Raw genomic sequence first — 12,148 nt, forward strand, 5'->3', positions numbered from 1 at the left:
ACAAAGCATGACAAGCTAACAAATATTCTTGGAAGGCGAAGGAGTTTGAATGATAATGGATAATATGAATCCAATCATGAAAGAACGTTCTAAGTTGTTGCCGGCTTTACTCAGTAAGTGTGAGGAATTTGCTATCCTTGGTTATCATGAAGTCACCGAAGAGGCGCTCTGGATGTTCATGATCCAGAAAAAATGGAGGAAAAGGGCAGGTGAAGTACACCTTCACCAACTATTTAACGATATAATGAGGGTATCAATCGGTGAATACATGAATTATGCAACGATTGAGGGCTTTAAAAAGGCCGAAAAGAAAGAGGAAATAAATATGGATGCATTCAGGGATTTATTTTCATGAACAGATTAATAGAATCAACCGCATGAATTGCCTGTATTTGTCAAATATTCGAATCTGAAATTGACAGTGTCTAAGAATTCCATCATAATGGGAATGGAGCTTTCTAACAGCAGGAAGTGTTATGTTCTTTGCTGTTTATCCGTCTGGTAAACTTGTCTATAAGTTCATTCGCGCCATATCTTCGTATATGAAGTCGTTTTTTTTGTGAATACTGTTTTCAAAAATGCGCATTTATCATACTGCAAGATCAGGCCTAAAAGTTTTAAGGAGGCTTTTACATAATGGTAAAAAGATCTAGAATTGCTGCGTTCTTCCTGCTTGTGATCGTATTGTTCGGAGTCATGGGAACGACAGCATCAGGTATTATGAAAAATATAAAGCTCGGGCTCGACCTTCAGGGCGGATTCGAAGTTTTATATGAAGTGAAGCCGGAAAAAGGCGAAAAGGTTACCAAGGAAATGCTGAATAGCACAGTGGCCGCGTTGGACCGCCGTGTCAATGTCCTTGGTGTCAACGAGCCTATCATCCAAATTGAAGGGAACGACCGGATTCGTGTCCAATTAGCGGGAGTTGAAGATCAAAACAATGCCCGTAGAATCTTATCTACATCTGCTAAGATTTCCTTCAGAGATTACAATGACAAAGAAATGATGACAGGTAAAGATTTGAAGGAAGGCGGAGCCAAGCAATCCTTTGACTCAAAGACAAACCAGCCTGTCGTTGAAGTAACGCTGAAAGATGCGAAGAAGTTCAAAAAAGTAACTCAGGAAATTTCACAGAAACCACTGGGCCAAAACGTATTGGCTATTTGGTTGGACTTTAAAGAAGGCAAAGATACTTATAAAGATCCTGCCAAACATGAAAATTTAGTGTCTGATCCTAGAGTAAGCCAAGTATTTAATCAAAATAATGTAATGATTACAGGCTCCTTTACAATTAAGGAAGCACAGGAATTGGCCAACATGCTGAATGCAGGTGCACTTCCGGTAGACTTGAAAGAAATCTATTCCACATCGGTTGGCGCTAAGTTCGGTGAAGAAGCATTGAATCAAACGATCTTTGCTGGAATCATCGGTGTTGCAGTCATTTATCTGTTCATGTGGTTCTTCTATCGATTGCCTGGCTTCATAGCCACTGTATCATTAACCATCTATATTTTCTTGATCTTGCTGGTATTCGATTGGATGAATGCAGTCCTGACGCTGCCGGGTATTGCGGCATTGATTCTCGGGGTCGGTATGGCGGTTGACGCCAATATCATCACCTTTGAAAGGATCAAGGATGAAATCCGTGTCGGCAGAAGCATAAAATCCGCGTATCATACTGGTAATAAGCATTCATTGGCTACGGTCCTTGATGCAAATATCACAACCTTGCTTGCTGCAGCCGTTCTATTTTATTTCGGGACAAGCTCAGTACGAGGATTTGCAACCATGCTGATCATTTCGATCTTTATGGGAATGCTTACGAATGTGTTTGGAACTCGTTTGTTCCTGAACCTCTGGGTGAACAGCGGATTCCTGAATAAGCGTGCCGGCTGGTTCAATGTAAAATCAAAACAAATCCATAAATTGAAGGATTTCAATGATACATTACATTTGCCGACGCCTTTCGATAAACTTGATTTTGTTAAGAAGCGTAAATTGTTCTATACACTCTCGATTGCTGTTACGGTGATCGGCATCATCTTCCTTTTCGTGTTCAAGCTGAATCTCGGAATTGACTTCACTAGCGGTACACGTGTTCAAGTGACAAGCGACAAACCGGTCACTGCAGAAGCCATTAAGGATGATTTCAAAACGTTAGGCCTTACCGCTGATGATGTCGTATTGTCCGGCGAAAATAATAAAAATGCTGTTGCCCGTATGGTAGGGGTAATGGATAAAGGCGAAATCAGCAAAGCGAAAGAGTACTTTAATAAGAAATACGGCCATGAGCCAAACGTCAGCACAGTTTCCCCTACAGTCGGGAAAGAGCTTGCGAAAAATGCATTCTATTCAGTATTGATTGCATCAATCGGTATCATTATCTATGTATCGATCCGATTCGAATGGCGTATGGCATTGCCTGCTGTTGTAGCGTTGCTGCATGATGCATTCTTCATTATTACGGTGTTCAGTGTCTTCAGGTTTGAAGTCGATTTGACATTCATCGCAGCTGTCCTGACAATCATCGGTTACTCAATCAACGATACGATTGTTACATTTGACCGTATCAGGGAAAATATGAAGAAGAAAACGCGCATCAAGCATATATCCGAGTTGGAGGAAATTGTTAATATTTCCATCCGCCAAACACTTGTCCGTTCATTGAATACAGTGCTGACTGTCTTAGTTACTGTTATTGCATTAGTCCTTTTCGGAAGCGAATCAATCCGAACATTCTCGATTGCCTTGTTTATCGGATTAATTATCGGTGTGTATTCTTCCATCTTCATTGCTTCTCAATTCTGGCTTGACCTTAAAGAAAAGGAATTGAAGAAGAAGGGCTCATTGAAGACGCAAAAAGAAAAGAAAAAATCAACAGATGAAGCTTTAGTTTAAAACAAAGAGCTGCGGTTATCCGCAGCTCTTTGTATTTTCTTGTAAGAAAATACAAAAAAATTTACCCCTAGAGGCCTTAATCCAAGCCTCAGTCAAAGGCGAAGAACAGCCTTTGTCAGAGCCCCGTCTTAAGCTAGTCGGGGATAAACAGGCGCCTTCCGCTTTAGTTATTTCCTTAAACTTCATTCTTAGCTCTTTCCTTGATTGTAAAGACTAATAGGCGAGAATGTTTTTTTTAATGGAGGAATTGCAATGAGTGACAAGGATCGTTTTAAACAGGCTGAATTTGCTGCCATGGTTGGTATTGTCGGCAATATTGCGCTGGCATTGGTCAAAGGGATTGCTGGCATTTTCGCCAACAGCCGCGCACTGATTGCCGATGCCGTTCATTCAGCGTCCGATGTAGTGGGATCATTTGTCGTTTATATTGGTTTGAAGGCGGCAAAGCAGCCCCCGGACCAGGATCATCCCTATGGGCATGGTAAAGCAGAGTCGATTGCAGCCATTATTGTTGCCGTCCTGTTGTTTTTGGTGGGGATCAAAATCGGTACAGGCTCCATCCATGCCTTTTTTATACCTGTTACTCCCCCGAAAGTATTAGCCATCTATATCATCCTTTTATCAATAATCGTGAAAGAGTCCATGTTTCAATATAAATATAAATTGGGAAAGAGGTTAGGGAGCCAAGCGTTAATCATTAATGCCTATGAACACCGCTCAGATGTATATTCATCCATTGCTGCATTGGTTGGAGTTGGAGCGGCTATAATGAGTTCTTATTTAGGCATTCCTTGGCTCGTGTACGGAGATCCTCTTGCTGGTTTATTCGTTTCTTTACTTGTAGTAAGAATGGCCTTTCAACTAGGGAAAGAAGCTATCCATACCGCATTGGACCATGTATTGCCGATTGAAGAAATTAAGCCTTATAGGGAAATTGTGCTTGCTGATCCAGATGTGCTTCAAATAGGCTCGTTTCTTGCGAGGGAGCATGGACATTACGTCATTGTCGATTTAAAAATTTCTGTACATCCTTATTTGACGGTGGAGGAAGGCCATGCAATCGGAAAAAGAGTTAAACAATCCCTATTAAGGGAACCTAAAATACAAGATGTTTTTGTACATATAAACCCTTTAGGGGAAGAATAAGGAGGAGGGAGACCTGAGATGAAAACACAATGGATCTATATCTTTGGCCTGATAGGAGCCATTATAGTCTGCGTATTTGCGGTGTTGAATGTGGATGCAGTGAAAGTGAATTATGTCTTTGGCCATGCGGAGTGGCCATTAATTTTAATTATTATCGGCTCTGTGGCCATCGGAAGCCTTGTTGCCTGGTCGCTCAGTATAAGAAGAATATCCTTGCTGAAAAGGAAGATTAAGCAATTAGAAAAAGGGCAAACACATATATTAAATAGTAAAAATGAAAATGATGTTCGTAAATAAATTGAAACCCTTCAACTCCTCCTGTATAATGGGGAAGGTTGAGGGGTGATTTTATGTTACAGTCAAAGACCCGCTGGAATGTGGTAGAAGCAGACCGGCAAACAATTGAAGAATTGACGGACCAATTGAATATCACACCATTCGTTGCACACTTACTAGTGAACCGTGGCATTGTAACTGTAGAAGAAGCACGGTCCTTTTTATTTTTAGAACAGCAGTCTTTCCACGACCCTTTTCTATTTAAGGATATGGAAAAAGCTGTAGAACGCATTAAGCAAAGTATTTCAAATGGTGAACATATATTGATCTTTGGTGACTATGATGCAGATGGCGTCAGCTCAACTACTGTTTTGATGGAAACATTGAACTCGATGGGCGCCAATGTTGATTTTTATATTCCCAATCGTTTCTCGGAAGGTTACGGTCCCAATAAAGGTGCCTTTCAACTGGCAAAGGATCAAGGTGTCGATCTTCTCATAACGGTAGACACTGGAATTTCGGCCCTTGAAGAGGCGGATTTTGCAAGAGAACTTGGCTTGGACTATATTATTACAGACCACCATGAACCGGGTCCGGAATTGCCTGATGCACTCGCCATCATACATCCTAAATTGAAGGATAGCCAGTACCCTTGCAAGGATTTGGCAGGAGTCGGCGTTGCTTTAAAGTTGGCGCAGGCACTGTTAGGTGAAATACCTGAACAGCTCTTGGAGATTGCGGCTATCGGTACAATCGCAGATTTAGTTCCTTTACTGGGCGAAAATCGCCTAATTGCTTCGAGAGGTTTGAAGAGGCTCGGCGCAACTAAGAGACCGGGGTTGAAAAAGCTACTTTCGCTTGCAAAAGTTGACTTGTCCAATGTGACGGAGGAAAGTGTTGGCTTCGGCCTGGCCCCGAGGATTAATGCGGCTGGCCGTTTAGGGGATGCCGATCCTGCCGTAGAATTGCTCTTGACGGATGATCCTATCCTTGCTGATAGTATTGCCGAGGAAATACAGGCGCTTAATGTCGAAAGGCAAGAGATTGTCGCCGGAATTGCCGCGGAAGCTATTAAGCAAGTGGAGGAGCTGTATCCGCCAGAGAAAAATTCTGTGCTGATTGTAGGTGCAGAAGGCTGGAATGCTGGTGTAATTGGAATTGTCGCCTCTAAACTTGTCGAGAAATTCTATCGCCCTACCATTGTATTAAGCTACGATACAGATACGGGTTTAGCAAAAGGGTCGGCAAGAAGCATCGCGGGATTCGACCTTTATCAAAATCTGTCACAATGCCGTGAATTGCTTCCTCATTTTGGGGGCCATCCAATGGCGGCTGGAATGACTTTAGCGATCCAGGATGTCGATGAACTGCGCAAGCGCTTGAATGAGCAGGCAGAAACGGTCCTAACAGAAGAAGATTTCATGCCGATTACCCTTATCGATGCTTCTATCAACCTGAGCGAAGCAAATTTGGGTACAATAGAAGAGATGGCAAAGCTTGCTCCTTTTGGCATGGGAAATCCTAAGCCGCGTGTCCTTATTAAGGATGTAAAACTCGGCAGCTTAAAGAAAATCGGCGGGGACGGAACCCATCTAAAGGCGATGCTGAAAGATGGAGAGCATACGTTGGATGGTATCGGTTTTGGTATGGGCCATATTAGCGAAGACATTTCACCTTATGCAACTGTATCGGTTGTCGGTGAATTGTCCATCAATGAATGGAACAATATCCGAAAGCCGCAAATCTTTTTGCAGGATATGCTTGTGGATCATTGGCAGCTCTTTGATATAAGGGGAAGTAAAAAAATATCCCAGTTATTAGAGTCTATCCCTTTAGAACAGACTATGTTTATATTATTTAATGATGATTTAGCAGATAGACTGCCGAGTGGCTGGAAAGAACATGCTGTCCTTATCCAGGATGAACAGCAGGCATCGGAGTTGGATATAGAGGGCAAAAACATTGTCTTCATCGATATTCCACCGAAAGAATCCTACTTACAAAAGCTATTATCAGGAAAAAAACCAAATCGTGTATATGCGCACTTCTATCAAAAACAACAACATTTCTTCAGTACACTGCCTAACAGAGACCATTTCAAATGGGTCTATGCACTTATTGTAAAGAAAGGTTCTTTTGATTTAAAACGCCATCGTGAAGACATTGCCAAACATAAAGGCTGGACTAGCGATACAGTGGATTTCATCTGCCGGGTGTTTTTCGAATTAGAATTTGTTACAATAGAGGATGGAGTAATTTCCATTATTAAGCAGCCGAAGAAGCGTGATGTAAAAGAAGCGCCGTCTTATATAAAAAAACAACAGCAATTAAAATTGGAAAATGAGCTTCTTTACTCTTCATATCAACAGCTGTATGATCATATGCAGTCCTATTTAAGCGGTGAAGAACTCAAGGAGGAAACAACGTCATGGATTTAAAAAAATACATTACTATCGTACCGGATTGGCCAAAACCTGGCATTACGTTCAAAGATATCACAACACTGATGGACAATGGTGAAGCTTACCACTATGCAACAGACCAAATCGTTGAATATGCTAAAAAGCAAAAAATCGATTTAGTTGTTGGGCCTGAGGCTCGCGGTTTCATTATCGGGTGTCCTGTTGCCTATTCTCTTGGAGTTGGCTTTGCCCCTGTCCGTAAAGAAGGAAAACTGCCAAGGGAAACAATTAAAGTGCAATATGGCCTTGAGTATGGGAAAGATGTATTGACTATTCATAAAGATGCAATCAAGCCAGGGCAACGCGTCCTTATTACGGATGATTTACTTGCAACAGGCGGAACAATCGAAGCTACTATTCAATTGGTTGAAGAATTGGGTGGAGTGGTTGCAGGTATCGCTTTCTTGATTGAATTATCCTACTTGGATGGCCGCAGCAAATTGGACGGCTATGATGTATTGACTTTGATGAATTACTAATCATAAACAGCTCTGTCTTATGTAATAAGACAGAGCTTTCTTATACCGCGATAACGGGCTTGCATTTCACATAGTGCAAGTATAGTTCCACTTTATAGAATATTTTGATACACTATAGGGAAAGAGTTAATACACTGGTTAAAAAGAAGGATTAACCACTTTACTTTCTCTCTTTTTTTTCGATAATGGAAACAATACAATCTACTATAATTGGACTTTTTTAAAAAGAAGGATTGATTGATCCGGAAATGAATATCAATCCTATTCGGAATTTGGCCGATATCTTTTCTACTCTATATCTAAGGTGGTTTCATGGCAAACGAACAAATACTTACTTCAAAACAAGTGATCGAACGAACACAAGCCTATTTGCAGCCTCAAGACGTTGCAATGGTGGAGAAAGCCTTTCTTTACGCAGAAAAGGCGCATAAGGACCAATTCAGAAAATCGGGTGAGCCCTATATCATTCACCCTATTCAAGTTGCCGGTATCCTGGCAGATTTAGAATTGGACGCATCCACTGTTGCAGCTGGTTTTCTTCATGATGTTGTTGAGGATACAGACGTAACATTGAAGGATCTTGAAGAAGCTTTTACTCCAGAAGTAGCCATGCTTGTCGACGGCGTAACTAAACTGGGAAAAATTAAATATAAATCGCATGAGGAACAGCAAGCGGAAAACCACCGCAAAATGTTTGTTGCCATGGCGCAGGATATCCGCGTCATCCTTATTAAGCTAGCTGACCGTCTTCATAATATGCGGACCTTGAAGCATTTGCCGTCTGAGAAGCAACGCAGAATTGCCAATGAAACGTTAGAGATTTTTGCACCATTGGCGCATCGTCTAGGTATTTCCACGATCAAATGGGAACTTGAAGACATTGCATTGCGCTATTTGAATCCTCAACAGTATTATCGGATAGTCAATTTGATGAAGAAGAAGCGGAATGAACGGGAAGATTACCTGAAAGATGTAGTGGCGGAAGTGCGGAAACAGCTGGATGAAGTACAAATCAAAGCTGAAATATCCGGCCGGCCAAAGCATATATACAGTATTTATCGCAAAATGGCTTTGCAAAATAAACAGTTCAGTGAAATCTATGATTTGCTGGCAGTCCGCATACAGGTAAACAGCATTAAAGATTGCTATGCGGTGCTTGGCATTATCCATACTTGCTGGAAGCCTATGCCTGGACGTTTCAAAGACTATATCGCTATGCCGAAGCCGAATATGTACCAATCGCTCCATACAACTGTAATTGGCCCAAAAGGCGATCCGTTGGAAGTGCAAATCCGTACATTCGAGATGCACCGAATTGCTGAATATGGGATTGCAGCGCATTGGGCATATAAAGAAGGCAAGGAAGCGGACAAGGCCGAACCTTTAGAGGAAAAACTGGGTTGGTTCCGGGAAATACTGCAATTTCAGGATGAAGCATCCAATGCCGAAGAATTCATGGAGTCCCTCAAAATTGATTTATTTTCCGATATGGTTTTCATCTTTACTCCAAAAGGGGATGTCATCGAATTGCCGGCAGGGAGCATACCGATTGATTTTGCGTACAGAATCCATTCTGAAATAGGCAATAAAACAATCGGTGCGAAAGTGAACGGCAAGATGGTGCCCCTTGACTATAAGCTCAAAACTGGCGATATTGTCGAGATCATGACATCCAAGCATTCATATGGCCCGAGCAGGGACTGGTTAAAGATCACCCAAACCTCCCAAGCGAAAAGTAAAATCCGCCAATTCTTCAAAAAACAGCTGCGAGAGGAAAATGTGGAGAAGGGCCGTGAGCTTGTTGAAAAAGAAATCAAGAACATGGACTTTGATCTGAAGGAAGTACTTACGAATGAGAATATCAAAAGAGTGGCCGAGAAATTCAATTTCACCAATCTGGATGATATGTATGCAGCCGTTGGCTATAACGGAATCACGGCTTTGCAAATTGCCAATCGCCTGACTGATAAATGGAGGAAAAAGAAAGAACAGGAAGAGCAGCTGACGAAAATTGCCGATGCGGCTTCAGAAGTGAAATCTGTAAGCAACTCAAGAAAACGGGAATCCGGCGTCCGTGTTGTCGGTGCGGATAACCTGCTCATCCGTCTGTCACGTTGCTGCAATCCAGTGCCTGGAGATGATATCGTCGGTTTCATCACAAAAGGCAGGGGCGTTTCCGTCCACAGGCAGGACTGCCCTAATATTGCGGGTGAAGAGGCTAGGCTGATTCCGGTTGAATGGGAAACTGGCTATAACGAAAGTAAAGAATACAATGTGGATATTGAGATAAATGGTTATGACAGAAGAGGCCTATTGAATGAAGTATTGCAGGTAGTCAATGAAACCAAAACGGACATATCGGCTGTTTCAGGCAAAACGGACCGTAATAAAATGGCTCTGATCAATATGTCCATTGCTATCCATAACGTCAGCCACCTGCAAAAAGTAGTGGATCGAATTAAACAAATTCCTGACGTGTATTCTGTTCGCCGAATTATGAACTAAGGAGTACTATATGAAAATTGTGTTGCAGCGATCGAAGCAGGCATCTGTTACAGTAGACCATGAAACGGTCGGCAGTATAGATAAGGGACTTGTTTTATTAGTTGGTGTTACCCATGAAGACACTAAAGAAAAAGCGGATTTTTTGGCTGATAAAGTGGTGAATTTGCGTATCTTCGAAGATGGGGAGGGGAAAATGAACCATTCCCTCCTCGATGTGGGAGGGGATATTTTATCCGTGTCCCAATTTACGCTTTACGGGGATTGCCAGAAAGGCAGAAGGCCAAATTTTATGGGAGCCGCTAAACCGGATCTTGCCCAGGAATTATATCATTATTTCAATGAATCATTAATCAAAAAAGGTATTCGTGTAGAAACAGGCATATTTGGTGCGATGATGGATGTATCGCTTGTCAATGATGGACCGGTTACACTGATACTTGAAAAATAAAAAAAGAAGAAATGCCACTTTATAGGCGTTTCTTCTTTTTTTCTGGCTGAGATCAAATCGGTCATTTTAGCCTTGTGCCGGTTAAATAGGAGCCGAGGCCATTATAAATGGCTGTAGCCGCATCATGTTGATAACGGGGGGAGGTTACCAGTTCTTCCTCATCCATATTGCTGAGATAACCAAGTTCCAGCAGCACCGCCGGTTGGCTATTTTGGCGGAGTACATGGTAATCGCCAAAACGTTTATCCCTTATCTTCAATGATTCCTGTGCTTCCAAGTTCGAGTAAATCGCTTGGGCAAGCGGTTTTTGGAAAGAATGATAATAATACGGAGTAATCCCTCTTACGTTGTTCTGCTCGGCACTGTCATAATGCAGAGAGAGAAATGCATCTGCCTCTGAAAGAAACGATTTGCTTGTCCGCTCCGATAAGGCTATATATCTGTCATCCGATCTTGTCAGTAAAACGGTTGCGCCGGAATGCTCCAATTTTTCTTTCAGCAACAATGCCGAAGACAGCGTTAAATTTTTTTCTAGAGTGCCTTCCTTTCCTGTAGTGCCGCTGTCATTTCCGCCATGTCCGGGATCGATAATAATGACCTTGCCTCTTAGGTCATAAGCGTAGGCGGGCGTGCCTGATCGGGAAACGGACGCTAACCGGCTGCTCACATAGCCTGTTTTTCCCCAACCGGTTTTCACTTTATAATAATCCCCTTTGATGGAAATAAGATCATAGGTATCGCCTTTGGAAGCCAGTTTTTTTATGCTTCCGTTTGCATTGGCTTTTTCTCGGATAGGGGCATCCTCCATTGTCGCCTTGACGGCATTATCTTTATGTATGACTGCTTCCGGTTTATAGATCTTTATAGAGAACCAGCTCGGTATCCACCCTTTTTTTCCATTTTTGTATTCAATGCGGTACCAGTTGTTTTTCTCATCCAGGATGGAAAATGTATCGGCTTTTTTTACTGAACCCATTTTCTTCGCAGATAGAGATGGTTGTTTCCGTACGGCCAATTCTGTAGCCGTTATTTCGGCATAGGGCATTTTGGGTTCTTCTTTATCTTGTACTTCTGCTTTTTCAGTCAGCCATGAAGCAATCCATACGAGTTCTCCGGAATCCAGCTTTACTTTGTACCAGCCTTGTTCTTCTTGCAGGATGGAGAATTCATCGCCTTTATGCACTCGGCCTACTTTTTCATATTGAGTTCCAGGCCCGCTGCGGGCGTTAATGCTCCCATCTTTGATGGCGATTTTTTCTTTGGCTGAAGCAGTGTGGCCGGAAAACAGCAAACCGGCAGCCATTATTGCAACTGTGAGGAAACGGATTGTTTTCATTATGTCCTCCAATCTTTTTTATGTGATTTTTACTATTTACATGAAACAAATGAGCCGTTTGGGTAAAGCTAATAGAAATACAACTATCCAAACGGGAGGATTAGTCCTAATGAAATTCAGCGATAAAAACAATCATACCCAAAGCGGCTATCATCAAATATTTGGAGTGGATTTCCATGATTTCATCCAAAAGGAACAAACGAACAATATGGTTGAGCTGGCCAGTGAGTTCGGACTGCATGTGCGCGATGTCAAACATTTGAAAAAAAGGTTGGGCCGCTCTTAAACCAGTATACAATAGTTCGCCACATGTAATAAAACGAAAAATAACTTTACCGCAATGAAGTATATTTGCTTAACATCTTGACAATACTTGTTTGGACAATTATTATTAGTAAAATAAAATACTACATATCCATCAAAACCAATGAGGGAGAACAGTAGTTAAGATTGCCGCGTATAGAGAGGGAAGGCCATGGGCTGAAAGCTTTCCTACAACGGTCCTTAATGAATGAACACTCCGTAGGTTTCGCCTTGAACGAAAGCCTGAGCTTTTTAGTAGGGGATGAACGTAGACAGGCGTTAACTGTTTGGAGGA

10 protein-coding genes and 1 other annotated feature (1 of these 11 running past the window's edge) are annotated in these 12,148 nt (G+C 42.0%); of the genes, 9 read left to right on the forward strand and 1 reads right to left on the reverse strand.

Features of this window, described 5'->3' with window-relative positions; translation table 11 throughout:
- Window positions 1–55: 55 nt before the first annotated feature.
- The 8 genes from ABC357_RS03620 to dtd all read left to right on the forward strand — a co-directional run bounded on the left by ABC357_RS03620 (window position 56) and on the right by dtd (window position 10,214).
- Entirely contained in the window at window positions 56–355 is a 300-nt protein-coding gene (locus tag ABC357_RS03620) for a post-transcriptional regulator (protein ID WP_412886189.1), read from the forward strand.
- 281 nt (window positions 356–636) lie between these two features.
- Complete coding sequence (gene secDF, locus ABC357_RS03625) at window positions 637–2,898, forward strand: protein translocase subunit SecDF (protein WP_412886190.1); 2,262 nt, start codon at window positions 637–639, stop codon at window positions 2,896–2,898.
- Between the two features lie 252 nt (window positions 2,899–3,150).
- Window positions 3,151–4,044: a cation diffusion facilitator family transporter gene (locus ABC357_RS03630; protein ID WP_412886191.1), complete on the forward strand. Its 894-nt coding sequence runs from the start codon at window positions 3,151–3,153 to the stop codon at window positions 4,042–4,044.
- Between the two features lie 18 nt (window positions 4,045–4,062).
- Complete coding sequence (locus ABC357_RS03635) at window positions 4,063–4,341, forward strand: LapA family protein (RefSeq protein WP_412886192.1); 279 nt, start codon at window positions 4,063–4,065, stop codon at window positions 4,339–4,341.
- A gap of 53 nt (window positions 4,342–4,394) precedes the next feature.
- Window positions 4,395–6,758: a single-stranded-DNA-specific exonuclease RecJ gene (gene recJ, locus ABC357_RS03640; RefSeq protein WP_412886193.1), complete on the forward strand. Its 2,364-nt coding sequence runs from the start codon at window positions 4,395–4,397 to the stop codon at window positions 6,756–6,758.
- Entirely contained in the window at window positions 6,749–7,261 is a 513-nt protein-coding gene (locus ABC357_RS03645) for an adenine phosphoribosyltransferase (RefSeq protein WP_412886194.1), read from the forward strand. Before recJ ends, ABC357_RS03645 begins: the two co-directional genes overlap by 10 nt.
- Before the next feature lie 312 nt (window positions 7,262–7,573).
- Window positions 7,574–9,766: a RelA/SpoT family protein gene (locus ABC357_RS03650; RefSeq protein WP_412886195.1), complete on the forward strand. Its 2,193-nt coding sequence runs from the start codon at window positions 7,574–7,576 to the stop codon at window positions 9,764–9,766.
- Between the two features lie 10 nt (window positions 9,767–9,776).
- Complete coding sequence (gene dtd, locus ABC357_RS03655; protein WP_412886196.1) at window positions 9,777–10,214, forward strand: D-aminoacyl-tRNA deacylase; 438 nt, start codon at window positions 9,777–9,779, stop codon at window positions 10,212–10,214.
- A 61-nt stretch (window positions 10,215–10,275) separates the two neighbouring features.
- On the opposite strand, the gene ABC357_RS03660 is transcribed toward dtd, so the two are convergent.
- Window positions 10,276–11,550 (reverse strand): N-acetylmuramoyl-L-alanine amidase family protein, encoded by a 1,275-nt coding sequence (locus ABC357_RS03660; RefSeq protein ID WP_412886197.1) that lies wholly within the window; start codon window positions 11,548–11,550, stop codon window positions 10,276–10,278.
- Between the two features lie 109 nt (window positions 11,551–11,659).
- Between ABC357_RS03660 and ABC357_RS03665 the strand changes: the two genes are divergently transcribed.
- The gene (locus ABC357_RS03665; RefSeq protein ID WP_412886198.1) at window positions 11,660–11,836 is read left to right on the forward strand and encodes a hypothetical protein; all 177 of its coding nucleotides are present in this window, start codon (window positions 11,660–11,662) and stop codon (window positions 11,834–11,836) included.
- Window positions 11,837–11,968: 132 nt separating this feature from the next.
- Window positions 11,969–12,148: a binding site (T-box leader), on the forward strand; it runs 58 nt beyond the window's last position.

This window comes from Bacillus kalamii, from assembly GCF_047238185.1.
GTDB lineage: Bacteria > Bacillota > Bacilli > Bacillales > DSM-1321 > Bacillus_AD.